The sequence below is a fragment of the Testudinibacter crocodili genome, assembly GCF_006228025.1.
GTDB lineage: Bacteria > Pseudomonadota > Gammaproteobacteria > Enterobacterales > Pasteurellaceae > Chelonobacter.
In genome coordinates this window covers 1-25085 of the sequence record NZ_VDHF01000060.1, presented here as the reverse complement: position 1 = coordinate 25085, position 25085 = coordinate 1, and the positions used below count along the sequence as shown (strand labels likewise).

General features: G+C 45.0%; 25 protein-coding genes and 1 pseudogene. 11 read left to right on the top strand and 15 right to left on the bottom strand.

Annotation, left to right across the window (positions count from 1 at the left end):
- On the top strand, positions 1-1132 hold a 1132-nt coding region (rlmC, locus tag FHQ23_RS06900), incomplete at its 5' end, for a 23S rRNA (uracil(747)-C(5))-methyltransferase RlmC (RefSeq protein ID WP_139613659.1).
- Positions 1133-1157: 25 nt separating this feature from the next.
- On the opposite strand, the gene FHQ23_RS06895 is transcribed toward rlmC, so the two are convergent.
- The 3 genes from FHQ23_RS06895 to FHQ23_RS06885 form a co-directional block, all read right to left on the bottom strand.
- The gene (locus FHQ23_RS06895; RefSeq protein ID WP_139613658.1) at positions 1158-1451 is read right to left on the bottom strand and encodes a hypothetical protein; all 294 of its coding nucleotides are present in this window, start codon (positions 1449-1451) and stop codon (positions 1158-1160) included.
- Between the two features lie 396 nt (positions 1452-1847).
- On the bottom strand, positions 1848-2387 hold the full coding sequence (locus tag FHQ23_RS06890; protein WP_139613657.1) for a methylated-DNA--[protein]-cysteine S-methyltransferase: 540 nt from the start codon (positions 2385-2387) through the stop codon (positions 1848-1850).
- 69 nt (positions 2388-2456) lie between these two features.
- Positions 2457-3785 carry a porin gene (locus FHQ23_RS06885; RefSeq protein ID WP_139613656.1) on the bottom strand — a complete coding sequence of 443 codons (1329 nt, stop codon included), beginning with the start codon at positions 3783-3785 and terminating at the stop codon, positions 2457-2459.
- 239 nt (positions 3786-4024) lie between these two features.
- Here FHQ23_RS06885 and FHQ23_RS06880 point away from each other — a divergent pair, with 239 nt between their 5' ends.
- Positions 4025-4315 carry a YfcZ/YiiS family protein gene (locus FHQ23_RS06880; protein WP_139613655.1) on the top strand — a complete coding sequence of 97 codons (291 nt, stop codon included), beginning with the start codon at positions 4025-4027 and terminating at the stop codon, positions 4313-4315.
- Positions 4316-4437: 122 nt separating this feature from the next.
- Here the strand turns inward: FHQ23_RS06880 and FHQ23_RS06875 are convergent, their stop codons facing one another.
- The 5 genes from FHQ23_RS06875 to FHQ23_RS06855 all read right to left on the bottom strand — a co-directional run bounded on the left by FHQ23_RS06875 (position 4438) and on the right by FHQ23_RS06855 (position 9992).
- Complete coding sequence (locus tag FHQ23_RS06875) at positions 4438-5277, bottom strand: peptide ABC transporter ATP-binding protein (protein ID WP_139613654.1); 840 nt, start codon at positions 5275-5277, stop codon at positions 4438-4440.
- Complete coding sequence (locus FHQ23_RS06870) at positions 5277-6341, bottom strand: peptide ABC transporter ATP-binding protein (protein ID WP_139613653.1); 1065 nt, start codon at positions 6339-6341, stop codon at positions 5277-5279. The genes FHQ23_RS06875 and FHQ23_RS06870 overlap by 1 nt, the downstream gene beginning before the upstream one ends.
- Before the next feature lie 80 nt (positions 6342-6421).
- On the bottom strand, positions 6422-7315 hold the full coding sequence (locus tag FHQ23_RS06865) for an ABC transporter permease subunit (protein WP_139613652.1): 894 nt from the start codon (positions 7313-7315) through the stop codon (positions 6422-6424).
- Positions 7305-8270 (bottom strand): ABC transporter permease, encoded by a 966-nt coding sequence (locus FHQ23_RS06860; RefSeq protein WP_139613651.1) that lies wholly within the window; start codon positions 8268-8270, stop codon positions 7305-7307. The genes FHQ23_RS06865 and FHQ23_RS06860 overlap by 11 nt, the downstream gene beginning before the upstream one ends.
- Positions 8271-8273: 3 nt before the next feature.
- On the bottom strand, positions 8274-9992 hold the full coding sequence (locus FHQ23_RS06855) for an ABC transporter substrate-binding protein (protein ID WP_139613650.1): 1719 nt from the start codon (positions 9990-9992) through the stop codon (positions 8274-8276).
- Positions 9993-10122: 130 nt separating this feature from the next.
- Here FHQ23_RS06855 and pspB point away from each other — a divergent pair, with 130 nt between their 5' ends.
- The 4 genes from pspB to FHQ23_RS06835 are packed head-to-tail and all read left to right on the top strand — an operon-like array spanning position 10123 to position 13314.
- Positions 10123-10359 (top strand): envelope stress response membrane protein PspB, encoded by a 237-nt coding sequence (gene pspB / locus FHQ23_RS06850; RefSeq protein WP_139613649.1) that lies wholly within the window; start codon positions 10123-10125, stop codon positions 10357-10359.
- 18 nt (positions 10360-10377) lie between these two features.
- Positions 10378-10752 carry an envelope stress response membrane protein PspC gene (gene pspC / locus FHQ23_RS06845; RefSeq protein ID WP_139613648.1) on the top strand — a complete coding sequence of 125 codons (375 nt, stop codon included), beginning with the start codon at positions 10378-10380 and terminating at the stop codon, positions 10750-10752.
- Between the two features lie 27 nt (positions 10753-10779).
- Positions 10780-12198, top strand: a complete 1419-nt coding sequence (locus FHQ23_RS06840; RefSeq protein ID WP_442805407.1) for a YcjX family GTP-binding protein — start codon at positions 10780-10782, stop codon at positions 12196-12198.
- Between the two features lie 15 nt (positions 12199-12213).
- Entirely contained in the window at positions 12214-13314 is a 1101-nt protein-coding gene (locus tag FHQ23_RS06835) for a TIGR01620 family protein (protein WP_139613647.1), read from the top strand.
- A 69-nt stretch (positions 13315-13383) separates the two neighbouring features.
- On the opposite strand, the gene metC is transcribed toward FHQ23_RS06835, so the two are convergent.
- A complete protein-coding gene (metC, locus tag FHQ23_RS06830) occupies positions 13384-14592 on the bottom strand; it encodes a cystathionine beta-lyase (protein ID WP_139613646.1) in 1209 nt (402 codons plus the stop codon).
- A 278-nt stretch (positions 14593-14870) separates the two neighbouring features.
- Between metC and FHQ23_RS06825 the strand changes: the two genes are divergently transcribed.
- Positions 14871-15473 (top strand): peroxiredoxin C, encoded by a 603-nt coding sequence (locus FHQ23_RS06825; protein WP_139613645.1) that lies wholly within the window; start codon positions 14871-14873, stop codon positions 15471-15473.
- Positions 15474-15546: 73 nt separating this feature from the next.
- Here FHQ23_RS06825 and FHQ23_RS06820 read toward each other — a convergent pair whose 3' ends face one another.
- The 6 genes and pseudogenes from FHQ23_RS06820 to FHQ23_RS06795 form a co-directional block, all read right to left on the bottom strand.
- Positions 15547-16521, bottom strand: a complete 975-nt coding sequence (locus tag FHQ23_RS06820) for a TerC family protein (protein WP_139613644.1) — start codon at positions 16519-16521, stop codon at positions 15547-15549.
- A gap of 323 nt (positions 16522-16844) precedes the next feature.
- Positions 16845-17906 (bottom strand): NAD(P)-dependent alcohol dehydrogenase, encoded by a 1062-nt coding sequence (locus FHQ23_RS06815; RefSeq protein WP_139613643.1) that lies wholly within the window; start codon positions 17904-17906, stop codon positions 16845-16847.
- Positions 17907-18148: 242 nt separating this feature from the next.
- Positions 18149-20431, bottom strand: a complete 2283-nt coding sequence (gene pflB, locus FHQ23_RS06810) for a formate C-acetyltransferase (protein ID WP_139613642.1) — start codon at positions 20429-20431, stop codon at positions 18149-18151.
- Positions 20432-20515: 84 nt separating this feature from the next.
- Positions 20516-21340, bottom strand: coding sequence for a formate transporter FocA (gene focA, locus FHQ23_RS06805; RefSeq protein WP_442805408.1), 825 nt, complete (start codon positions 21338-21340; stop codon positions 20516-20518).
- Between the two features lie 468 nt (positions 21341-21808).
- Positions 21809-22045, bottom strand: a pseudogene (locus FHQ23_RS06800) (hypothetical protein); the annotation flags it as partial.
- Positions 22032-22211: a hypothetical protein gene (locus FHQ23_RS06795; RefSeq protein WP_139611896.1), complete on the bottom strand. Its 180-nt coding sequence runs from the start codon at positions 22209-22211 to the stop codon at positions 22032-22034. The gene FHQ23_RS06795 and the pseudogene FHQ23_RS06800, both read right to left, overlap by 14 nt.
- Before the next feature lie 129 nt (positions 22212-22340).
- On the opposite strand from FHQ23_RS06795, the gene hinT reads away from it, so the two are divergent.
- The 4 genes from hinT (at position 22341) to nagZ (ending at position 24995) form a co-directional block, all read left to right on the top strand.
- Positions 22341-22703 carry a purine nucleoside phosphoramidase gene (hinT, locus tag FHQ23_RS06790; protein WP_139613640.1) on the top strand — a complete coding sequence of 121 codons (363 nt, stop codon included), beginning with the start codon at positions 22341-22343 and terminating at the stop codon, positions 22701-22703.
- Between the two features lie 62 nt (positions 22704-22765).
- Positions 22766-23128: a YcfL family putative periplasmic lipoprotein gene (locus FHQ23_RS06785; RefSeq protein WP_139613639.1), complete on the top strand. Its 363-nt coding sequence runs from the start codon at positions 22766-22768 to the stop codon at positions 23126-23128.
- Between the two features lie 5 nt (positions 23129-23133).
- On the top strand, positions 23134-23961 hold the full coding sequence (locus tag FHQ23_RS06780) for a phosphotransferase (protein ID WP_139613638.1): 828 nt from the start codon (positions 23134-23136) through the stop codon (positions 23959-23961).
- Positions 23958-24995, top strand: coding sequence for a beta-N-acetylhexosaminidase (gene nagZ / locus FHQ23_RS06775; RefSeq protein WP_139613637.1), 1038 nt, complete (start codon positions 23958-23960; stop codon positions 24993-24995). Before FHQ23_RS06780 ends, nagZ begins: the two co-directional genes overlap by 4 nt.
- Positions 24996-25085: the final 90 nt, after the last annotated feature.

Here is a 25085-nt window from a genome sequence, read left to right as displayed (position 1 = left end):
ACAGCATTTACAGCAGCAGTTGGCGGCGTTTGATTTGAGTGCAACGCAATGGATTGAGGCGTTTTGCTCCGAGTTAAGTCAATTTCGCAATAAAGCTAAAATGGTGGTCAGTGGTAGTGTCGAGCGCCCGATTTTAGGCATTGTCAATGATCCGAATGATCCGCAAAGTGCGGTTGATTTATGCGACTGCCCACTTTATCCATCACGTTTTCAGGCGCTGTTTCCGGTATTGAAAGATTTTATCGCCCGAGCCGGACTGGTGCCGTATAACCTACAAAAACGTAAAGGCGAATTGAAATATATTTTGTTGACCGAGAGCCGTTACAGTGAAAAACTGATGTTGCGGTTTGTGTTACGAAGCGAGGATAAACGGGCGCTGATTGAACGTGAATTGGCAGGATTATTGGCACGACTGCCACAATTGGCGGTGGTTTCGTTGAATATTCAGCCGCAGCATGCTGCAATTTTAGAGGGCGAACAGGAAGTTTTTCTGACCAAGCAACAGGTATTGGAAGAGCGGTTTAACGGCATTCCGCTGTTTATTCGCCCACAAGGATTTTTTCAAACGAATCCGCAAGTGGCGAGCGCACTTTATCATCAAGCGCAAGATTGGCTGCACACGCTGCCGATTTCAAATTTTTGGGATCTGTTTTGTGGCGTCGGCGGTTTTGGGTTGCACTGTTTAGCTGCGTTACGTCAAGCGCAGCCGGATCAGATAATCTCATTAACCGGCATTGAAATATCCGCTTCAGCTATTGCCAGCGCACGTTTATCGCTTGAATACTTGGGTTTAAGCCCGGTAGAGCAAAGTGCGGTAAGTTTTCAGTCGCTTGATTCTGCCACCTTTGCTATCGCCGACGAGAGCCGACAAAAACCGCAGTTGGTGATTGTCAACCCACCACGACGTGGTATCGGCAGCGAATTAGCCGCTTTTTTAAATGATTTTGCGCCAGACTATATTTTATATTCCAGCTGTAATGCGGTGAGTATGGGCAAGGATTTGGCACTGTTCAGGGACTACCAAATCAGCAAAGTCCGCTTGTTCGATATGTTCCCGCATACCCGTCATTATGAAGTTTTGGTGTTGTTACAACACAAAGCATCGGCCTCTACTTTGCCAATTTCCGCATAGTCGACCGCACTTTGCATAAGATGATTTAAGGTGCTACAGCATTATCAATAACCACGGTGACGTTAGCGGATCGAGTATAAGGATCGGCTTTTACGGTGTCGATTCTCTTCGTTTCAAGAACAATTTTTTGCGCTGGCACCGCTTTCATATTTTCTTCTGGTAATATGCATTGTAACGCAAAATCTCGGATATAGCCCTGATTGACTTGTTTGGTGTAGGTTTCGACGTTTTGCTGTGACAAGCTCATTGGGCTAGATAACATAAGCAGGGTTATCAACCCGATTAGGAATGTATTTTTTACTATTTGATGATTATTCAATTTATATTCTCCACCAGGAATATTTTCAGCAAGATATTGCAGAGTTTGAATTTTGAGATACTGATTTAGGCGTCTGGTAATCAGTACTAAAAGTGTAAAGTGCGGTCTGCTGAATAAAATAGAGAAGATAAAAAAACGAAAACGCTTGCCTACACCAAACAGATTGGGCTTGCTTGCTGGTAGGGATCGTTTGCTCTTGATTCACGATAGTCCGTATTACGCTCTGATTAAATTATTTTTGCATTAAAACATTTTTTTACATAAATTGCAATAATTGTGCTGCTTTAAGGTTTTTTGAGATTTTCTAGTGGGTTTTATAGTGGGATAAACTGGTGAGATAGTAGTAATGTAAAGAGGAAAGAGGCTATTAAGTTTAATAGCCTGTATCAACAGCCCCTAATAACGCTGCTGTTTTTCTTTGACGTATTCGATACCGCGATCCAGATAGGCAATATTTTCTTGTTGCAACAGATAGCGTTTTGCCGGCAAGCCACCACCAAAGCCGGTGAGGGCACTGTTTTTTGCCAGTATACGGTGGCACGGAATGATGATGCTGATCGGATTGCGTCCGACTGCACCGCCTACGGCACGCACTGCTTTCGGATTGCCGATTTGTTGTGCCAGTTCGCCGTAGCTGCTGAATTGTCCATAAGGAATTGCCAATAACGCTTGCCAAACCTGTTGCTGAAACGGTGTGCCTTGTGGCGCAAGTGGAATGTCAGAAAAGTGCTCTTTTTCGCCGTTGAAATAGCGGTCTAGCGCAATCTTAGTGGCAAGCAGCACCGGCTGAGTGTCGGATTGTTGCCAAGTAGCTTGAATTTGGTGTTGTTCTTTTTCAAATTCGATACCAATTAGGGCATTATTTTTCACCAATAATAATAGCTTACCAATAGGGGAAGGATGAAAACAGTAATAAATGGTGTTGGCGTTTGTCATATTAACCTCAAAAAAATGGCACAGTCTGTGTTTTACAGATTGTGCCATTATTTACTGCTTTATTGCGGATTAAAAGCGATAATTTAACGTTAAACCATAAATATCTGCTTTGGATTTGGAATTAAAGGTGGCTTTAACCCCTTTATCATTTTCGGTAAAGGTGTTGTCACTGGCAATTAAGTGAGCATAGCCGACATCCACCGACAGATCCGGTGTGAAGCGGTAGGTTGCGCCTAAACTTAGCCAAGTGCGGTCAGCATCCGGAATAGAAATGGAGTGGTAGCCTTTTTGCACCGGACTTTCGTCATGGGCGATACCGGTACGCAGTGTGAATTGTTCGCTGAAATCATAGCTGACACCCAATGCAATCCGCGAAGCGTCTTTAAAGTTTTCATTTTTGTGGAATAACTGTGATCCGTCATTGCCTTGTGCGTTCAACTCTTTGAAACGGCTCCACAGGGTTTGCTTGTAGCTGTAGGACACGGCGAGTTTGTCGGTTAAACGGTGCAAACCGGCAATTTCCCAATAAGCCGGCAGATTTAGGGTTAACGAACCGGGAATTACTGCACCGGCAGTTCCGCCCATGGCAAGTGGCAATTGACTAGAGAAGTCGCCTTTAAACTTAATATCCACATGAGAGTGGTAGGCAAGCCCGATACGGTTACGCTCATTGAATTCATACACCACACCGGCATTCCAACCATAGCCCCATTCTTTACCTTCCAAACGGGCAGCCACGGTGGATTCGGATAACCCTAGTGAGCGGGTTGCCGGAGATAAATTAGCGAGTGTGCCGCGAACCCCTAAGTGGCGTTCAACCAATGCATCGGCATACACGGCATTTAAGCCCAAACCGAGACTCCAGTTTTGGTTCAAACGGTAAGCTCCGCTCAGATTGAAATTGACAGTGGTTAAATCGGTTTTTCCGGCGAGAATACCAGCAGAGTAGCCGGAGTCAAATTCAGTTGCCAAACCATAATTAACATTGACACCACCGCCAACCGCAAATTTTTCATTGATTGGGTGCACATAATACAAATTTGGAATCAAGCCGCCTTTGGCAATTTTATTGTGAGACGCATCATCTTTTACTCCGGCGGCGGCATAAGCACTCATCGGGATACCGTTAACCGAATCAATTTTTCCGTTCAAATTGACGTCAGGTTTGATATAAATACCGCCGACCGAGATTTCAGGGCGTTTGAATTGAGTCATTAATGCCGGATTGACGGCGACTACGGAGGCGTTTTCTGCAATCGCAGCATCACCGGCATATGCACGTCCTAAGCCCGAGGTAGAGACTTCGACCAGTTGGAAAGCGGCTGCTGAGGCATAGCCTGCACATAGGGTGATGCTGGTGGCGAGTAACGTTTGAGTCAATTTGTTTAGTTTAAACATATAGTGAGGTTCCATTTAATCAATAAAAGAAAATCAATAGGGCTGAAAAATGCAATGGATTCTAATCAATCCTAATCGTTAGCGCAAATATTTTTGTTTATTTATGTGATATTAACGCATATTTACTATTGTATTGACTGAGTTAGCGTATCAACGTCAGTTGTTATACATTTTTTATAGTACTGTTTTGTGATAAGATATCGGCTGTTTGAGGCAATTTTGACTATTTGGAGAACATCATGACAGAGCAAAAATGTAAAGCAGAAGAGAGTAAAGTATGTTGTTGCGTCGATGTCGGTACGATTATCGACAATGAAGATTGTGGGGTACAATTTGAGCAGGTGTATGCGACTGAGCAGCAAGCCGAAGAAGCACTGCAATATTTGACCGAGAAAGCGCGTCAAGCAGAAAGCGACCCAGCGACAATCAAAAGTGCGGTCACGAAAGTTGACAATGGTTATTTGCTGAAGGCGGATTTTGAATTCAGTTGCCAAGCGGAAAGTATGATTTTCCAACTTTCAACTCGCTAAGTGCTTAGGGGCTGTTTTAATAACGCCGATATTTTGTCGGCGTTATTGTTATCAATATTATCTGCCTCAATACCGCACTTTGATACCTTGCTTTAATAGCGCCTAGACGGTTTAACGTCTGATTATTCAAAAATGGCTGAATCCGGTTCCCAAGCGGAAGCGTCTAAGGCGTGTCCAAAGTGACTTTCGATCAGACGGCGGGTGAAGTCGTCTGCCGGATTACTCAATACTTCGCGGGTGTTACCGTATTCCACCATATGCCCGGCTTTCATCACCAGAATATTATCCGAAATGTGTTTGATAATCCCCACATGCTGCCCCAGATAGATATAGGAAATCCCTAACTGTTTTTGTAAGTTAAGCAGCAAATTAATCAGTTGAGTTTTCACCGAAGCATCCATTGACGACAGCGCATTATCCAACACCAGAATTTCCGGTTCCAGAATTACCGCTCTTGCCAGTGCGACCCGCTGTTTTTGGCTTTGTGACAGGGTGTAGATCGGGATATTGGCGTGGTCAGGCGAGATGCCGACCAAGCGCAAGGTCTGATAAATTTTTTGGTTGCGCTGTTCTTCGTCCCATGGGGTGCTCAAGCGCAGTGGCGTATCCAACACTTGCCCAATGTTCAAGTGCGGTATCAGGCTGTTGTCCGGGTCTTGAAACACCATGCGAATATGGCGACAGCGTGACTGGTAATCGCCAAACTTCAACTCTCGACCTTTAAACAAAATTCGTCCTTTGGTTGGTTTGGTGACGCCACTGATCATCTTTGCCAACGTAGATTTGCCGGAGCCGTTAGCCCCGACAATCGCCAGTGTCGTGCCTTTTTCCAGGCTGAATGAAATATCGCAGACGGCAGCAAAAGAGCCACTATGCCAGAAGGCATTATGATCCCGGAAGGATTTGCTGAGATCTTCCACCTGCAATAAATAGCGGTCGGAATTGATTTGTGGTTTTTCCATTATGCATGTTCACTTGTTTCGGTAATGGTCAACGGAGTAAAGGCGTTATTGTGCTGGATATTTTCATGTTCACGGATATTCAGCGGAAAATAACAGGCAAATTCGTGCTGCTTAATTTTTTTGAGTGGCGGTTTTTGAATGCATTTTTTTTGTGCAAACGGGCAGCGTGGACCAAGCCGGCAGCCGACCGGCAGGTTATTCAGCAACGGCACACTGCCGCGTAAAGTGTTCAAATGGCTTTTTAATGCCAAAGGTTGGCTGAAATCCGGAATGGAGTTGAGCAATGACACGGTGTAAGGGTGGTGCGGTTTTTCTAAGATAGCTTGTCTGCTGCCGCTTTCGACCGTTTGTCCACAATAGACAATCGTAAAGCAATCGCACCATTCACTGACGGTTTTCAGCTCATTGCTGGTTAACAAAATGGTGGTATTCAGGTTTTGATTCATACTTGAAAGCAGTTTGAAAACCTGCAACTGGGTAGTGGCTTCTAAGGCGTGAGTCGGTTCGTCTGCGACCAATAGGCGTGGCTGGTTGATGACTGCCATGGCAACCATCACTTTTTGGGCTTCGCCTTCGGTGATTTCAAACGGGTAACTGCGCATAATATCTTGGTGATCTTTAATACCGATTCGATGCAACAGCTCGACGACTTTACGATTTTTCCAACCGAACCAACGCCACCATTTCCAACCTGATCCCTTGTAAGAAAATGAAGGAATCGCATTGCGCAACTGTTTGCCGATTTTACGGCTGGGATCCAAACAAGAGAGTGGATCCTGAAAAACCATCGCAATTTCTTTGCCGATCAGTTTGCGTCTTTTCTTCGGGTTCAATTTTAGTAATTCGATATCATTAAAGCGAAAGCGATCAGCGGTAATTGTCCAAGAAGGTTTGGCGGAGTTGCAGATAATTTTGGCAACCAAACTTTTACCGGAGCCGGATTCGCCGATCAAACCGCAAATGTCGCCCTCGTTAACCGTCAGGTTAAGGTTGTCGATCATTTTTACTTTACCTTGTGGGGTATTGACTTCAACGGTTAAATTACGGATATCCAGTAATGCCATAATTGATCCTTATTAAATCGGCTTCTATTTTACACTGATTTCTATGTTTTTCACTGTTGTTTTTCACTGTTGTTTCATGCTTATGTTTTATGGTAGTAGCGCTCAATCGCTTTTGCCAAGCCGTCGCTGAATAACAGTGAGGTAATAATCACAAATATCAAGGCAAAACCCGGCAGAACCGAAAGCCAAGGTGCCACATAAATCAGATCGATAGATTCACGAATCAGAGCGCCCCACTCCGGCAGCGGCGGCTGTGCGCCGAGAGCGATAAAACTCAGGGCGCTGATGTCTAACATCGCTAGGGTAAAAATGCGGCTGGTGAGACGAATAAAAACCGGCAGCAGATTCGGCAGCATCACTTTGCTAATCAGATAGCCTTTGGAAGCACCGTCCAAGCGCAGCATAATCACATACTCTTTATTGATTTCGCTTTGTAATGCCAGATAGACCTGATGGATAAAATAGGGCAGTGAAGCCAGCAAAATTGCCAAAATGGCATTCAGCAGGCTGGGTTGGCGCAAGGTGGCGATGATGATCGCCAGCAACAAAATCGGAATTGACAGGAAGGCATCCAGAAAATGCCCCAAAATATTCGATTTAATCCCTTGTCCGGTACCGGCGATCACGCCTAATACTCCACCGATTAATAGCGTGAGCAGCGCCACGATTAAGCTGCTGCCAAAGGTATAGCGCAGCCCGACGATGATTCGACTGAGCAGATCGCGCCCAAGATCATCGGTGCCAAGGAAGAAGCTGATTTTGCCTTCGCTGTTCCACGACGGCGGTAACAGTTCTTGCCCAACAAACTGCATATTGATGTCATGTGGCGCAATTAGCGGTGCAAATAACATCAGCAACAATAACGCTAACAGCAGATAGCCGCACATCAGCGCGACTTTATTACGACGAAAAAGTTGCCAAATCTCTGCCACAGGCGAAGTGAAGCGAAACTCATCAGGCTCTTTATCTAACATACCAACCTTTACGATTAAACGGATCTGAGATAAACATTAAAAAACCGCTGAACATATTAATCAGGATAATGAATAAACCGATAATCATCATGCCGGCGGAGATGGCATTGTAATCTTGTTGTTCCACCGCATTGATCAGCCATTGTCCGATGCCCGGCCAGCTAAAAATATTTTCGATCAGCATACACATTGCCAACAGCATGGTAAAAGTGCGGGTCAATTGAGGAATCAGCGGCGGTAACGTATTTCTGAGCAAGATAATGCGTGCAATTTTCACTTTTGACCAACCACGGGTTTCTGCCACTTTGACATAGTTTTCGCTGAGCACTTTTTCGGCACGGTTTTGGGTCAATTGAATAATTTCCATCAGTGGCGCAATCGTCAACACCAACACCGGCAATGCCAAGTGCTGAAACACGTTTTGAATAATTTTCAATTGGTAAGGGTGTTCACCGAACCAGACATCGATACTCGCAAAGCCGGTGATGGTTTTGATTTGATACAGCGGGTAGTACTGCCCGATGGCGGAAATTTCCCATTGATAGCTGGCGGCAAAATATAATGCGATAGGCGCAATCCAAAATATCGGCAACGAGATCCCGAACGCCGAGCCGAAACGGATACTTTTGCCCAGCCAGTGCTTAGCATTGAATGCCCCCCAAAAGCCGAGCGGCAGTCCGAGCAACATCGCCAGAAACAGTGCAAAGATACACAATTCGATCGTCGCAGGAAAAACTGCCAAAATTTGATCCAATAAAGGTTGCCCGTCCAAATAGCTGATGCCAAGATCGCCGGAAAACAGGTGTTGCATATAGTTGAGATAGCCGGAGTAAAAGTGCGGTTTGGCAAGAATCGCATTCAGCGGGTCACGCATTAAAATGTGATAGCTGATCAGCGACAGAATAAACAGCGTGATCAAAGTCAGCAAGGTACGACGAAGAAAATGTAATAGCATCGTTTATTTCTCCTGCCGCAGTTCCAGCTCGGCAAAACGCAGCGTGCCGAGTGGTGACATATTCATATTTTGTACCCGATTATGATAAACCATCAGGCGTTTGACATTGGCAATCGGCAGCAATGGTACTTGATTGAGTGCATATTGCTGTGCAATATCATAGTCCAAAGCGCGTGAAATTTGCATTGGTGTTGCCAGTGCACGATCTAACACCTGGTCAAACGGTTGATGACACCAGTTGGCAATGTTGGTGTGGGCATTATTGGTATGACAGCTCAAAATCGGGCGTAAAAAACCGTCTGGGTCAAGACTGCCAGCCAGCCAGCCACCGAGAATGATGTGGTAGTCGTCTTGCCCCGACAGCAGCAAGTGCTCTAGTTCGTTGCGTTGTAAATATTTCATGTTGACCTGAACCCCGGCTTGCGCTAAATCAAAGCGGATCATCTCTGCCATTTTCACCGGATTAGGGTTATACACCTGATTGTCGGTCAACACCCAAAAATTTAAGGTTAAGGCTTTGTCTTGTAAAAACTGTTTGGCACTTTGCGGCTGATAATCATAGGCGAAAGCACGCATGTTGAATTGTGATGCCCACGAGCTTTTCGGAATGATGGTATTGGCGACTTTAGCCGTATCAAAATAGATTTGTTTAACAATCCGCTCACGATTAATCGCTTGCGCCAACGCAATGCGCAATGCGGTATTTTGAGTCAACGGCTGATTCATATTAAACGCTAAAAAAGCCAGATTCATGCCGTCCACTGAGATCGAGTCAAAGCGCTGTTTGTCCGAGAGCAAGTTTTCTACCTGACTGGCTTCAGGAAATGCCATGATATCGCATTCTTGATTCAACATTTTTTCTAATCGACCGGAGCGGCTGCTCGACAGATCGACCACGACGGTTTTAATACCGCTCTTTTTGCCCCAATAATTATCGTTGCGCTGCAATCTGACATATTGGTTACGAAAATAGTCGCTGACTTGATAAGCCCCGGTGCCGACCGGTTGGGTATCCAGCTGAGCAATATTGTCATCGGCACTCAGCTGCAAGGCATATTCTTGCGACAGAATCACCGCATATTGACTAGCGAGATGATCTAAAATTGAGGAGTCTGGTGCATTCAATTCAATTTTCACCTGATAGGGCGAAACTGCGCTGACGTTGGCAATTTTGCCGTTGAAATCAATGCTGTCAAAATATGGATAGCGGTTTTGGCGTGCCAGATCGTAATAGATTTGATATTGCGGATTATGTTGTTGCCGGCTCTGTTCTTGTTCCAGAGTCGGATAGGAATACAGCCGCCCTAATACCCGGTTCAGGGAAAACACCACATCATCGGCATTCAGGTCACGGCTGGGCGTAAACCAAGTTGTTTGATGAAATTTCACCCCTTTTCTCAGGTTGATCCACAAGGTTTTTTGATCGCTTGAGAAGCGATAGCTGGTTGCTAAGGCTGGAATGATTTTTTTGCTTTTATCACTTTTTATATCGAAAAGCTTGTTATAAATCTGTTCCGTCACCACATTCATACTCGTGCCGACATCAACTGTTTGCGGATTAAACGAGAAGCCTGTAGAGTGAGCGCAGTAGATCAAACCATTATTCAACAGTTCATCAGGAATACGCGGCGCAGCCGACAGGTTGTGACTGAGCAAACCGAAAGCTGCTAAGTTGAGGAATAAGCTGAAAAAACCGAACCGCACTTTTTTATATAAAGACATGTCTTAATACTGGCTTAATAAAATAGAGTTAAATTGTAATTTATCTTGTCGGAGAATGCTATTTTCTTTATGCCGATTTGATTGTCAGGCATAATTTAATATTGTAACGGATTGTAAAAGGAGAATATTTATGTTTTGGACAATTGTGATGTTATCAATTTCTGCATTTATTTTCTGCCTGTTGGTGTTGCCGTTTTGGCTGTATATGCACTACAAAAGCAAACAGCAAATCGGCGTAGGGTTGACTATGGAAGATAAAGCTAAGATCCAACAGTTGAACGAACAGGCGAAAGCGTTGCGTCATCGGGTTGAACAATTGGAAGCGCTGCTGGACTATCGGCAGCCGGACTGGCGCAAGTCGCAGTAGGGTCGAGAGGAGAACATTATGATTTATCGTTATCCACAACAAGGTATCATCTCCGGCGTGTGTGTCGGTCTGGCGAAAGCCAGCGGCTTGGAAACGTGGGTGGTGCGGCTGATTGCGGTGTTGCTGTTTCTGTTTGGCGGCTATTTTGTGATGTTGATTGCTTATGTTGCCGCAGCGCTGGTGTTGGACAAAGTGCCCGACAGCTACTATCAGCAAGATCCGTACCAATCGCTGTTCGATCAAACACCATTAAAAGAGAAAACTTGGCAGGCAGGGGCGAGTGCCAATCAAAAATTGGTTGATTTAGAGACGGAGTTCACGATGTTGACGCGCCGTATCGGACAGTTGGAAAATTACACCCGTTCGAGCGATTTTAAACGCCCAACGCCGTAACTATGACGATAATACAGGTTTAATTTAATGTTTGCTTCAATCCAACATTCGGTAAAACGAGAACTGAACGACTGGGTGAACCGTGGTTTTGACCGCACTTTGCGTCTTGCTGTCACTGGCTTGAGCCAGAGCGGAAAAACGGCGTTTATCACCAGTCTGGTCAACCAACTTTTAACCCTTGATCAGTATGACAACAGCCACTTGCCATTGTTTGCGCCTGCCCGCAACAAACAAATTCTGGCGGTCAAGCGGGTTGATCAAGAAAATTGGAGTATTCCACGCTTTGATTACGAAGCCAATTTGGCGTGCCTGAAACAACAGCCACCCGTTTGGCCGACCTCAACACGTGGCGTGGGCGAAATCCGTTTAGCGATTCGTTTCCGCCGCAGCGACGGCTTGTTGCGCCATCTTAAACAAGAAGGTACGTTGTATCTAGATATTTTTGATTATCCGGGCGAATGGCTACTCGATTTGCCGTTATTGGAAACCTCGTTTAAACAGTGGTCACAAAGTTTGCAAAAACTGGATTTCGGTGTGCGACAACAGTTGGCGCAAAACTGGCTGAAGCAAGTGGCAGCACTGGATTTAAGCGCCAAAGCCGATGAAGAAGTTTTGGCACGGTTGGCGAAAAGTTATACTGATTATCTGTTCGAATGTAAAGCACAGGGGCTGCAATTCATTCAACCAGGGCATTTTGTGCTACCGGGAGAATATCAAGGTGCGCCGGCACTGCAATTCTTTCCGCTTACCCAATTGTCGCCGCAGCAATGGCAGCAGTTAGAACAACACGGCGGTCAGGACAGCTATTTTGCGCTGCTGCAAAAGCGTTACGAGTATTACCGTGAAAAAATCGTCAAACGCTTTTATCAAAAATACTTCAGCAAATTTGATCGCCAAATTATTTTGGCGGATTGTCTGACACCGTTGAATTATAGCCAGCAGGCTTTTAATGAAACCAAGGAGAGCCTGCGGCAACTATTCGGCAATTTTCACTACGGCAACCGCACTTTGCTGCATCGCTTGTTTGCGCCGCAGATTGATAAGCTGCTGTTTGTTGCCAGCAAAGCCGATCATGTCACTGTCGATCAACTGCCGAACTTAATCAGTTTGATGCGGCAATTGGTGCAAGAGGGCGGACAGCACGTCAATTTTGCCGGTGTAAAAAATGATTACACCGCGATTGCTGCAATCCGTGCAACCAAGCCGGTGTCGGTGAAAGATAACGGACAGATGGTGAAGGCGCTGCAAGGGGTTCGCAGTAAAGATAACCAAACGGTGACGCTATTTCCGGGCAGTGTGCCGTCACGTTTGCCAAACGCTGATTTTTGGCAGCAAAATCGCTTTGAATTTGACCAATTCGAGCCGTTGCCACTGGAATCCGAACGAATACCGCACTTGAGAATGGATACAGTGTTGCAATTTTTGCTGGCGGATAAACTGGATTAATTAGGGGTTGTTGATATGACCAAAAAATATTTTGAACCGTTAATTGAAGACGGACAAATACAGTCTGAGCAACTGAATTTGCAACAGAAGAAAGAGTTTGCCACCGATGAGATTTTTGACGACGTCGAGAGTGAGAACAACCTGAGTGGACTGGGTAGTGAAACCGGCTTTGAACAACAAATTCAACGCAACTTAGCGCCGCAGCCACGTTGGTGGAAAACCGCCCTGATGGCAACCGCCGGGCTGTTTTTAATTGCAGTAGTGGCACAATCGGTGCAGTGGCTGTTGGACAGTTGGCAGCAGAATCAATGGATTCATTTCGCATTTGCTATCGTCATGTTTTCGGTGGTGATCTTAGGTGTGGTTGCGCTGGGGAATGAATTTAGACGTTTGTTTAAATTAAAACGCTTACTACGTTTGCAGCAGCAGAGTAGAGCGCTGTATCAACAAAGTGCGGTTGGCGCAGCACAGCAAAGCGGAGAACAGGCGCAACGGCTTTGTTTACAGATTGCCGAGAACATGCAGCTGACTAAAGATGATCTGCGTTTGCAACAATGGCAGAAACAGCTCAGTGAGGTACACACAGCCGAAGAGGTAGGCTATCTGTTCAGCCAAAATGTGCTGAGTGATCGGGATCGCCAAGCACGCAGTTTGGTCAGTAAAGGGGCGGCGGAAGCTGCAATTGTGGTCGGTATCAGCCCGTTGGCGGTGGTTGATCTGTTTTTTGTAGCGTGGCGTAATTTGGCGTTAATCAATAAAATTGCTGCGCTGTATGGTATTGAACTAGGCTATTTCAGTCGTATCCGACTATTGCGCATGGTGTTGCTGAATATGGCATTTGCCGGCGCTACTGAATTGGTGCATGACATCGGTATGGATTGGCTGTCAAAAGATCTGATGGCAAAACTCTCCGCCCGTGCGGCACAAGGACTGGGTGTCGGCTTGTTGACGGCTCGTTTGGGGATTAAAACCATGGAGTTTTGTCGCCCACTGGCATTTCAAGCCGATGAAAAACCTCGCTTGAGTATAATTCATCAAGAGCTGTTGACAAGTTTGAAATCAACGTTGAGCGCCAGCATGTTCAGCAGTGATAAAACAAAAACGGAAATGCGCTGAACCCGAGCAGTGATTTGAACCAACGTCTGACCGCACTTTTAAACTGAAAGTGCGGTCGGGCTGATTTTGTTATGCCAGCGCGTTAATTCGCTCGAACCCTGCCTGTAAATCAGCTATCAAATCGTCACAATCTTCTAAGCCGATATGCACCCGAATTAAGGTTCCTTCCAGTTTGCGGCTGATATTCGGGCGAATTTTAGCAATCTCTTCCGGTTGGTTGTGCAAAATCAGCGATTCGAAGCCACCCCATGAATATGCCATGGTAAACAACTGAAAATGATTAAAAAAAGCCTCCAATTGCGGTTGATTCAGTTTTTGTTTTAATTCAAACGAAAACAAGCCGCTGCTGCCACTGAAATCTCGTTTAAAAAATGAATGACCGGGGCAGCTCGGCAGTGCCGGGTGAAAAACAGTCCGTACTTCTTGCCGTTGTGCCAACCATTCGGCAATTTTCAGGCTGCTTTCATGGTGCTGTTTTAGACGGATTCCCAATGTGCGTAGCCCACGAGCAGCGACATATGCAGTGTCGGCATCAACCATTTGCCCCATCAGATAAGCATTTTCACGCAATTGATCCCAACATCGGGCATTGGCAACCGCGGTGCCGATCATCGCATCGGAATGTCCGACCAGATATTTGGTGCCGGCTTGGATCGAAATATCAATATCCTGCTGTAATGCTTTGAACAATAGACCGCCACTCCAGGTGTTATCAATGATAATCACGATTTCAGGATTGATCGTGCGTGCAGCACTGACGATACTTGGAATATCCGGCACTTCCATCGTCAGTGAGCTTGGTGATTCCAAGAACAGTACTCGGGTATTTGGGCGTATCAAGGCGGCAATTTCAGCACCGATCAGCGGATCATAGTAGCTAGTTTCGACCTTGAAACGGCTCAGCACATGATTGCAAAAATCTTGTGTCGGTTCATAAACTGCTCCACTCATCAGTAGATGATCACCGCTTTTTACAAACGCTAAAATGGTGTTGGTCACTGCCGCCGCACCACAAGGGAAGAGGTAGCAACCGGCACCTCCCTCTAAATCACACATTGCGTCTTGCAATGCAAAATGGGTCAAGGTGCCGCGCCGTCCATAAAACAGGCTGCCGTTAGCGCGCCGGATCGTCGCCTGTTTTTTATCGTTTAGCGTGTCAAAAATGAGGGATGAAGCCCGTTGAATCACGGGATTAACCGCTTGTTGTGTATAGCGGGATTGACGGCCACTGTGTACCAATCGTGTTGCGGTTTTAAAATGTGTATCGGAGTCAGCCATAAAAATCCTTGTATATTGGATCATAAAGTGCGGTTATTCGTATCTGGTGATAAATAAGATAATCGTTATGACAGGGTGAATCAACCGTTTAAGCAAGTTTTGTATCAGATAGCTTTAACCAATGACAAAAATAGTGTGATATAGATCACGACTTTTAACTTTTATTTGTTTATACTAGATAAAGTCTAATAGCTTGGCTTAAAAGTATCACTTTTTTAGAAAAGCGTGGCTAAATAGGATATAAACTCATATTTGATATAATTTATTAAGGAGAAATTATGGTTTTAGTAACCCGTCAAGCCCCTGATTTTACTGCCTCAGCTGTCTTAGGAAGCGGTGAAATTGTCGATAATTTTAACTTTAAACGCCATATTTCCGGCAAACCAACTGTGGTATTTTTTTGGCCTTTGGACTTCACCTTTGTTTGTCCATCAGAATTGATCGCGTTTGATCATCGTTATAAAGAGTTTCAAGCGCGTGGTGTGGAAGTCGTCGGTGTATCGATCGATTCACAATTTACCCACAATGCGTGGCGTAAGACTTCGACAGAAAAAGGCGGAATCGGTGAAGTGCAATATGCGATGGTGGCTGATGTGAAACACGATATTTCCAAAGCTTACGGCATCGAACATCCTGAAGCCGGTGTTGCACTGCGTGCCTCTTTCTTGATTGACAAACATGGTGTGGTTCGCCATCAAGTGGTGAATGATTTGCCACTGGGGCGTAATATCGATGAAATGCTGCGTATGGTCGATGCACTACAATTCCACGAGGAGCACGGTGAAGTTTGCCCAGCGCAGTGGGAAAAAGGCAAAGAAGGCATGAAAGACAACCCTGAAGGCGTTGCCAGCTACCTGAAGAAAAACGCAGATTCACTGTAGTCAGTAGCTTTTATGATAAACCCACTAATTTTATAGATTGATCAGATTAGTGGGTTTTTTGTTATACAAGGATTTAAAGTACTTTTTTTCTGAGCGAAGCTAAAATCGATACAATTAAAATCATGAATACCATGGCCATCGATAGTGCGATTGGCATATGGATCCCAGCCATCACCAGCAGCATTTTTGTTCCGATAAAGATCAAAATCACTGCTAAACCGTATTTGAGATAAACGAAACGATCGGCAATGTCTGCCAACACGAAGTACATCGCTCGCAAGCCAAGAATGGCGAAAATATTCGAGGTCAGCACGATAAACGGATCGGTGGTGACGGCAAACACCGCCGGAATGCTGTCTACGGCAAACACGACGTCGCTTAATTCCACCATAATCAACACCAACACCAGTGGCGTGAATAGGCGTTTACCGTTCTCAATAGTAAAGAATTTCTCGCCGTTGAAATGTTGGCTTAGTGGCAGGCGGCGGCGTAACCAGTTGAGCAAAGCATTTTTCGCCAGATCTTCACCGTTTTCCTCTTCTTTTGACGTGAAGATTTTAAACCCACTATAGATTAAGAAAGCGCCGAAAATATATAAAATCCATTCATATTCACGAATTAAAATGGCACCAATGCCAATCATCACCGTACGCATGATAATGGCACCGAGCACTCCGTATAGCAACACTTTGTGCTGATATTGTGGAGGCACTTTGAAATAGCTGAAAATCATTAAGAATACAAACAGATTATCTACCGATAAGGATTTTTCCAACACATAGCCGGTTAAAAATTCCATCACTTTTTCAGCGGCGAACTTGCTGCCGTAAACCGGATTGCCAGCCAGTTCGAAGTATAACCAGAGTGCAAATAGGCAGGAAATCGTCACCCAAACTACGCTCCACCACATGGCTTCTTTGACGCTGACCTTGTGTACACCGCTCTTTTTCAAACTCAGCAAGTCAATCGCCAACATAATGACGACCACAATAGAAAATATCCCATAAAACATCGGGCTGCCGATGTCAGGTAACGCGGGATTCGCCATAAAAATCATACTCCACAAAATAAGGCACGGATCAAAAAGACTGCTTAAAAAAGCAGCCGGTTTATTGACAAAATATTTGATAAGGCAAAGTAGAGGCGGATTGTATATCCGCTCGTTTGCAAAGTGCGGTCTAAGCACTTAATCAATAACAGAGAAATACAAAACGCAGTTTGGGCGGATATACAATCCGCCCCTACTTTTATAATACCACCTGTATGTTAATCTTTGTCAGCAGTCTAGCTGCTTAAAAAAGTAGCCTAGACTGGAATTTATTATCAACGATTTGATTTTTTATACAAGATCTAACTCAAATTTTAATTGAATTACCCGTTTTTCAATGATGCCATATCAATCACAAAACGGTATTTGACATCGCTTTTCAGCATACGTTGATAGGCGGTATTGATGTCTTGCATTTTGATCAACTCAATATCGGAAACAATATTGTGTTTTCCGCAGAAATCCAGCATCTCTTGGGTTTCGGCAATGCCGCCGATCACGGAGCCGGCAACCGATTTTCTGCCCAAAATCATCGGTACTGTGTTCAAGAACGGATCGAGCGGGCCTAAATAGCCGACCAGAACCAACGTGCCGCTGATATTTAAAGTAGCAACATATGGATTAATATCGTGTACATAAGGCACGGTGTCGATGATCAAATCAAATTCACCTTTGACCGCCTGCATTTGTTGCTTGTCAGTGGAGATCACCACATGATCGGCGCCCAAATCCAGTGCATCTTGGCTTTTATTCGGTGAGCGGGAAAACAGCGTAACTTCTGCCCCCAAACCTTTTGCCAACTTAATTGCCATGTGACCCAATCCGCCCAATCCGACCACTGCCACTTTGCTGCCGGAACTGACATGCCAGTGACGCAACGGCGACCAAGTGGTGATGCCGGCACACAATAGCGGTGCGGTAGAGGCTAAATCCAAATGGCTCGGCACTTGCAGTACAAAATGTTCATCAACCACCACTTTTTCTGAATATCCACCGTAAGTACGTTGGTTTGCCAGATGCTTGTCGGGATCATTATAAGTGCCGGTAAAGCCGTTTAAGCAATATTGTTCCAAATCTTGCTGGCAACTGGAGCAGCTGCGGCAAGAATCGATCAGACAACCGACTGCTGCCAAGTCACCGACTTGGAATTTGCTGACATTTTTGCCGACACGAGTTACCCGCCCGACAATCTCATGTCCGGGCACGGCTGGATAAACCGTGCCGCCCCAATCGTTTTTCGCGGTATGCAAATCGGAATGGCAAACGCCACAATATAAAATTTCAATTTCAACGTCTTGTGCCAGTGGCTCACGACGTTCAAAACTGAAAGGAACTAAATCACTTTGGGTATCCAGTGCGGCAAAGCCGCGTACAGTAAAAGTCATATTTTTTTCCTTAAATAAATGAATGAAACATTAACACATCCTAAGCGTAGTATAAGAAATAATCGTCATTTGGAACAGAATAAACGGCATATAGGCTGATGAATTAAATTCATTCACGTTGGATCTTTGAATATGAAGTAGAATATTAGGGCATGTCCTAAAATTAAAGCAAACAAAAACCGCTATTGACGATTTGCCAATAACGGTTTGATGTATAACCGGTTAGTTCAGCGAATGCTGGATTACAAACTTTCAGTGAAAGTACGCGCGATAACGTCGCGTTGTTGTTCTTGTGTCAGTGAATTGAAACGTACTGCATAGCCGGAAACACGGATGGTCAATTGCGGATATTTTTCCGGATTTTCCATGGCGTCTAACAGCATTTCACGGTTCATCACGTTGACGTTCAAGTGCTGGCCGCCTTCGATGGTGGCTTCGTGATGGAAGTAACCGTCCATTAAACCCGCCAAGTTGCGTTTTTGCGCTTCGTAATCTTTACCTAATGCATTTGGTACGATGGAGAAGGTGTAAGAGATCCCGTCTTTGGCGTAGGCAAATGGCAGTTTGGCAACCGATGTCAAGGAAGCGACCGCACCTTTTTGGTCACGACCGTGCATTGGGTTGGCGCCTGGTCCGAATGGTGCACCGGCACGGCGACCGTCTGGGGTGTTACCGGTTTTTTTGCCGTAAACCACGTTAGACGTGATGGTCAATACCGATTGAGTTGGTACTGCGTTGCGGTAGGTTCTCAATTTCTGAATTTTTTTCATGAAACGTTCAACCAAGTCACAAGCGATGTCATCAACACGGCTGTCGTTGTTACCGAATTGCGGATATTCGCCTTCGATTTCAAAGTCAACAGCGATACCGTCTTCGTCACGAATCGGTTTCACTTTGGCGTATTTGATGGCAGATAATGAATCCGCTGCCACAGACAGACCGGCGATGCCGCATGCCATCGTGCGGTAAACATCACGATCATGCAACGCCATTAATGAGGCTTCGTAGCTGTATTTGTCGTGCATGTAGTGAATGATGTTCAGCGAGGTGACATATTGGGTTGCCAACCAGTCCATAAAGCTGTCTAAACGGGTCATCACATCATCGTAATCCAAGTATTCACTGGTCACTTTATCTGTTTTCGGACCGACTTGCATTTTCAGTTTTTCATCGATACCTCCGTTGATCGCGTATAACATGGTTTTCGCCAAGTTTGCGCGCGCGCCAAAGAATTGCATCTGTTTGCCGACAATCATTGGGCTGACACAGCAGGCGATTGCATAGTCATCACTATTGAAGTCTGGACGCATCAAATCGTCGTTTTCGTACTGTACGGAAGAGGTATCGATTGACACCTTAGCGCAATAGCGTTTGAAACCGTCCGGCAGTTTTTCAGACCACAAAATAGTCATGTTCGGTTCTGGGGATGGTCCCATCGTGTATAGTGTGTTCAAGAAACGGAAGCTGTTTTTGGTCACCAAAGTACGACCGTCTAAGCCCATACCGGCTAAAGATTCAGTTGCCCAAATCGGGTCGCCCGAGAACAGTTGATCGTATTCAGGGGTACGCAGGAAACGCACCATACGTAGTTTCATCACTAAGTGGTCGATTAATTCCTGGGCTTCTTCTTCAGTAATTTTACCGGCTTTCAGATCACGTTCAATGTAGATATCTAAGAAAGAGGAGACACGACCAAAGGACATTGCCGCACCGTTTTGTGATTTTACCGCAGCCAAATAGCCGAAATAAGTCCACTGTACTGCTTCGCGTGCATTGGTTGCCGGACCGGAAATGTCGTAGCCGTAGCTAGCCGCCATTTGTTTGATTTGACCTAAAGCACGGTGTTGTTCCGCGATTTCTTCACGCAATTGGATCGTCATTTCCAAGTCTTCACCTCTTTCTAAGCGAGCTTGTAATGAACCGAATTGTTTGAATTTATCCGCCATTAAGAAATCAATACCGTATAACGCAACACGGCGGTAGTCACCGATAATACGACCACGACCATAGGCATCAGGTAATCCGGTCAACACACCGGATTTACGGCAGCGCAGGATATCTGGAGTATACACATCGAATACACCTTGGTTGTGGGTTTTACGGTATTCGGTGAAGATTTTTTTCACTTGCGGGTCTAATTGGCGTCCGTAAACTTGGCAAGAACCTTCCACCATTTTGATGCCGCCAAAGGGGATAATCGCACGTTTCAATGGCGCATCGGTTTGTAAACCAACGATTTTTTCCAGATCTTGTTGGATATAACCAGCGTCATGGGATGTGATGGTTGAAATGATAGAGGTATCAAAATCATATGGTTCGTGGGTTTTGTTTTCCACTTTGATGCCGTCCATCACTTTTTCCCACAGGGTGTCAGTGGCAGGGGTCGCACCGGCGAGAAACGCTTCGTCGCCTTCGTATGGGGTGTAGTTCAGTTGGATAAAATCACGCACATCAACAGTTTGCTGCCAATTGCCGTCTTTAAAGTCAGCCCATGCTTGTTGTTGAAGTTCAGTTAGTTGTGTCATATCGATACATTCCTTATTTAACAATAAATTAAAATCATTATATCGCCAGAACCGCACTTGCTGCCGATATGCCTAAACAGATGATCAATGGTGTTCACGATTCAAATACCATTGCATTAGGGCGATGCAAACCGCACCACCCACGATATTCCCGAGTGTCACCGGGATTAAATTTTTAACAATAAAATGTGCCATATCCAAATCGGCATACTGCGCCGCATTAATACCAAGGTTTTGCCAAAATTCAGGGCTGCTATAATGTGCTGTTAAAATACCCATTGGGATCATGAACATATTAGCAACGCAGTGTTCAAAGCCGGAGGCGACAAACATTGAAATCGGCAAAATCGCCGCTAAGGTTTTGTCGGTCAGAGTTTTGCCGGCATACGCCATCCATACTGCAATACACACCATAATGTTACAAAAAATACCCAAGCTGAACGCTTCAACCCAAGTGTGATGAATTTTGTGCTGGGCGGTGTTTAAAATCACCAAGCCCCATTGTCCGTTGGCTGCCATGGTTTGCCCGCCGAACCAAACCAACGCCACGATAAACAAGCTGCCGATAAAGTTGCCGCTATACACAGCCGCCCAATTCTTCAACATTTGATAAGTACTGATTTTGTTTTCCACGCGCGCCAAAATCGTCATGGTGGACGAAGTAAATAGCTCGTTGCCGCACACAATCACCATAATAATGCCCAATGAGAACACAATCCCACCGACAAACTTGCTCATGCCCCAAGCCACATCCGCTGCACCAGTCTGGGTAGTTGCATAAAAGACAAAGGCGATTGCAATAAATGCGCCCGCCGGAATCGCCGACATAAAAGACAGAAACTGATTTTTCTGGGCTTTATATGCTCCGGCATTGACGGCAACCGTCGTGATTTGTGCCGGATTCAGCATTGTAGTGGAATTGTTGGCATCTGTACTCATGTCTAAATCTTTATCCTTCAGCTTGAGAATCAATCTAAGCATTAAAACCTAAAAAATTTTTTAAGATTTATTATTTTTTTTTAGCATTATAATTTTTTGTTGATATACAAACAAATCATTTTAAGATGCTGTGTTATGTTATCTCATAAAATGTGATGTAGATCAATTTAGCCTGTTAACACTGGGTTAAGATGTTATTTAACGGTTAAAATATTGTTTTTGAATTTAACTAAAAAACGCTAAACGTATAAATATTGTTGAGTTATAACGTTGGATTATTGATGAGAGAAAAGTTTAGATTTAATAATTCTTCAACGAGATTTTGAATCCAATCGACTAACTCTTCGTGACAATAGATCACATTTTGAGTAAGTGTAAGTTGTAATATAGGATAACTACCTGAATTATCATAAATATAACTGGTATCAGCGAGACGAATAGCGTAGATTCCATTGAAAAAGAAGTGGGTTCTTTAATCGCTTGCTGATATAGTCTGAGGGCTTTTTTGCCAGCTTGGATATCTGCTGCTCTGGGATTGTTAGGGTTGATCTCTTTAGCAATGTGATCTGAATCAATAATTATATTTACGCTATCGTGATTAAATTGGCGTAAAGTAGACTTTCCTGCGCCATTTGTGCCGCAGTAAAAAATAGCTTTAACGTTATTTTTTGGCATGTTTAATAATCTTTTCCGTCCCGTCGGGATAATGATTAACAATATTGCCCTGCTTATCCATATAGCAAACTACTTCATCTTTCATTTTTTCATTCATCCACGCGGTAAAAGTAGCTTTTAAAATGGCTTGTTTTCGTTCGATTTGTCTTAATTTTTCTATATCCATACTTTACTTCCGTATGCGTTGCTCGGCTGCTGTTAGCATACTGCGATTTTTACGCAATAGCAACTTGCCAAAAACCGCTAACTTCATTATTCTTGCTGAAATTTATGTGTTGAAAACAGGGGAAACATGATGGCAGATCAGAAAGTACAAGAGACGATTTTTAGCAAAATTATCCGGCGCGAAATTGCGGCGGATATTGTGTATCAGGACGAGCTGGTCACTGCTTTTCGTGATATTTCGCCACAGGCGCCAACGCATATTTTGATTATCCCGAACAAGCTGATTCCGACGGTTAATGCGGTGTCGGCGGAAGATGAACAGGCGTTGGGACGTTTATTTGTGGTGGCGGCGAAGATTGCAGCGCAGCAGGGTATTGCCGAAGACGGTTATCGCTTGATTGTCAATTGCAATCAGCATGGCGGTCAAGAGGTTTTTCATTTGCATATGCATTTGTTGGGTGGGAAAAGATTAGGGGCTATGTTATCTAACTAAATGTTATCTAACTAAATGCGAGTTAAATCAAAGTGCGGTCTTATTCAATACAAGGATACAAAATGAAACGGTTTTTAAGTTTGTTGGTTTGCAGTATGCTGCTTGTCGCCTGTTCTAGCGCACCACCGCGTTATTTGGCGGATAGCCAGCCGATTGTCAATATTGACTCGGCAGTTGCGGCAGCGACCAAGATCAATGCCGGTAGCCAACAAGTGACACTGACAAACTTGAGCCGACAATTGCTGGCGTTGCAATATCAGATCACTTGGTATGACCAAGACGGCGTGACCCAGCTCAGTAACTGGGCGCAATTGCCGTCATGGACAAAAATAGTGCTGCAAGGTGGACAGGCAGAACATATTCCGTTGCAAAAGCCGACCCAAACCAGCACCAATTATCGTATTTATGTTAAAGGCGTACAATAATCGTTATGTTACTAGCGAATATTTTACAAGCCGAATTTTGGCAGGGCGAAGTGGTGGGCTGCGAAGCGTTAGGCGGCTTAAGCGGTGGCAGTTATTGCGTCACGGTACAGTATAAAAAATCCCGTAAGCAGCGCTTTTTATTACGCCTGCAAACTGAAACGTCGCAGCGTCTTGGCTCAATGCGCCAGCTTGAAGGTGATATATTGTTTCACTTACAAGCATTGCCGTTCGTGCCGAAAGTCTTTTATCAAGGCGAGGATTTTTTGGTGTTGAGATGGATTAGCGGGCGGGTGTTAGGCAAGTGGCGCAATGAAACGTTAAGCGCATTGGCGCAGCGTTTGCAAAGTTTGCATCATTATTCGGTACTGCATCGGAACAAACTCGACGTATTGCCACAGTTGGATCTGATCCAGCAAATTTTCTTTTTATTGCAGCAATTGCCTGCGGAGCAGCAAGGCAATTGGTTGCTGATGCTGGATAAATTCACGCCGTTTCAAGAAAATGAGATTCAAGTGGTGGCACACCACGATCTACATTTGCAAAATTTAGTGAATAGTCAAAATAGCGGTTTGAGTATTATCGACTGGGAATATGCCGCCTTGTCCAATCCGGCGTTGGAGCTGGCATTTTTCTTTGTTAGTAATAATTTAACAGAAAAACAGCAGCGCTATTTTTTAGCACAATATTTGAAAAATAATAGCTTGATCAGCGAAGACCGCACTTTCATCCAATCGATTGCCAGCTATTTTCCTTGGGTGAAATTGCTTAATCAATTGTGGCTGAAGGTTCAGCAAACGACAGCGCTCGACACAGAGGCAGGAGCATTGCGATGACAACATTATTAATCGATTTACAGGCTTATGAATTGACCGCCGAAGAGGTGGAATTGCTACAACATCCGTTGGTGGCGGGGCTGATTTTGTTCAGCCGTAATTTTCATGATCGCCGACAATTGCAAGCCTTGATCCAAGCTGTGCGACAACAAGTGAAAAAACCGCTGTTGATTACGGTTGATCAAGAAGGCGGACGCGTGCAGCGTTTTCGTGAGGGCTTCAGCCGATTACCGGCGATGCAGTCTTTTGCCTTGATGGAAAGCGATCCGCAGCAGCAACGGCAGCTGGCACAGGAAGCCGGTTGGTTGATGGCGGCAGAAATGGGCGCACTGGATATTGATCTGAGCTTCGCGCCGGTGCTGGATCTGGGGCATCAAAGCAAAGCGATTGGCGATCGTAGTTTTGGTGAAGATGTAAACTCGGTGGTGGCGTTGGCAGAAGCATTTATTGACGGTATGGCACAAGCCGGAATGGCGGCAACCGGCAAACATTTTCCGGGACACGGACATGTGATTGCCGATTCTCATCTGGAAACGCCAATCGATAATCGTCCGAAAGAAACGATTTTTGCCGAAGATGTGCAACCGTTTGCCCGTTTGATCAATGCCGGAAAATTGCAGGCAGTGATGCCGGCGCATGTGATTTACAGCCAATGTGACAGCCAGCCGGCGAGCGGTTCGGCGTATTGGCTGCACACAGTGTTACGCCAACAGTTAGCTTTTGACGGTGCGATTTTCTCTGATGATCTCGGTATGAAAGGTGCCGGTTTTATGGGTAATTTTGTTGAACGCTGTCAAGCTTCGCTGCAAGCTGGTTGTGACTTGTTGCTGCTGTGCAATGAGCGCGAGGGCGTAATTCAGGTGCTGGATAATTTGCAGCATCAAGTAACAGCGGCGAGCCAAGTGCGGTTACAACAGCTGTTCAAACGAAAAACGATTGATTGGAAGGCATTGCAGGCGACCAGCCGCTGGGTTGATGCCAACCGCACTTCGGACCGATTGCAGCAGCAGTGGCTTGATGTTAAATATGCCTAATTTGTTATCCTGTCATCATTTTCAACAGCGGCAATGTGGCTCTTGCCAATGGCTTGAGCTGCCGTATCCGCAGCAATTAGCACGTAAACA

Coding starts and splice junctions, on each gene's coding strand:
- FHQ23_RS06890 (WP_139613657.1), bottom strand. CDS start 2,387: ATGACAAACGCCAACACCATTTATTACTGTTTTCATCCTTCCCCTATT.
- FHQ23_RS06885 (WP_139613656.1), bottom strand. CDS start 3,785: ATGTTTAAACTAAACAAATTGACTCAAACGTTACTCGCCACCAGCATC.
- FHQ23_RS06880 (WP_139613655.1), top strand. CDS start 4,025: ATGACAGAGCAAAAATGTAAAGCAGAAGAGAGTAAAGTATGTTGTTGC.
- FHQ23_RS06875 (WP_139613654.1), bottom strand. CDS start 5,277: ATGGAAAAACCACAAATCAATTCCGACCGCTATTTATTGCAGGTGGAA.
- FHQ23_RS06870 (WP_139613653.1), bottom strand. CDS start 6,341: ATGGCATTACTGGATATCCGTAATTTAACCGTTGAAGTCAATACCCCA.
- FHQ23_RS06865 (WP_139613652.1), bottom strand. CDS start 7,315: ATGTTAGATAAAGAGCCTGATGAGTTTCGCTTCACTTCGCCTGTGGCA.
- FHQ23_RS06860 (WP_139613651.1), bottom strand. CDS start 8,270: ATGCTATTACATTTTCTTCGTCGTACCTTGCTGACTTTGATCACGCTG.
- FHQ23_RS06855 (WP_139613650.1), bottom strand. CDS start 9,992: ATGTCTTTATATAAAAAAGTGCGGTTCGGTTTTTTCAGCTTATTCCTC.
- pspB (WP_139613649.1), top strand. CDS start 10,123: ATGTTTTGGACAATTGTGATGTTATCAATTTCTGCATTTATTTTCTGC.
- pspC (WP_139613648.1), top strand. CDS start 10,378: ATGATTTATCGTTATCCACAACAAGGTATCATCTCCGGCGTGTGTGTC.
- FHQ23_RS06840 (WP_442805407.1), top strand. CDS start 10,780: ATGTTTGCTTCAATCCAACATTCGGTAAAACGAGAACTGAACGACTGG.
- FHQ23_RS06835 (WP_139613647.1), top strand. CDS start 12,214: ATGACCAAAAAATATTTTGAACCGTTAATTGAAGACGGACAAATACAG.
- metC (WP_139613646.1), bottom strand. CDS start 14,592: ATGGCTGACTCCGATACACATTTTAAAACCGCAACACGATTGGTACAC.
- FHQ23_RS06825 (WP_139613645.1), top strand. CDS start 14,871: ATGGTTTTAGTAACCCGTCAAGCCCCTGATTTTACTGCCTCAGCTGTC.
- FHQ23_RS06820 (WP_139613644.1), bottom strand. CDS start 16,521: ATGGCGAATCCCGCGTTACCTGACATCGGCAGCCCGATGTTTTATGGG.
- FHQ23_RS06815 (WP_139613643.1), bottom strand. CDS start 17,906: ATGACTTTTACTGTACGCGGCTTTGCCGCACTGGATACCCAAAGTGAT.
- pflB (WP_139613642.1), bottom strand. CDS start 20,431: ATGACACAACTAACTGAACTTCAACAACAAGCATGGGCTGACTTTAAA.
- focA (WP_442805408.1), bottom strand. CDS start 21,340: ATGCTGAATCCGGCACAAATCACGACGGTTGCCGTCAATGCCGGAGCA.
- FHQ23_RS06795 (WP_139611896.1), bottom strand. CDS start 22,211: ATGGATATAGAAAAATTAAGACAAATCGAACGAAAACAAGCCATTTTA.
- hinT (WP_139613640.1), top strand. CDS start 22,341: ATGGCAGATCAGAAAGTACAAGAGACGATTTTTAGCAAAATTATCCGG.
- FHQ23_RS06785 (WP_139613639.1), top strand. CDS start 22,766: ATGAAACGGTTTTTAAGTTTGTTGGTTTGCAGTATGCTGCTTGTCGCC.
- FHQ23_RS06780 (WP_139613638.1), top strand. CDS start 23,134: ATGTTACTAGCGAATATTTTACAAGCCGAATTTTGGCAGGGCGAAGTG.
- nagZ (WP_139613637.1), top strand. CDS start 23,958: ATGACAACATTATTAATCGATTTACAGGCTTATGAATTGACCGCCGAA.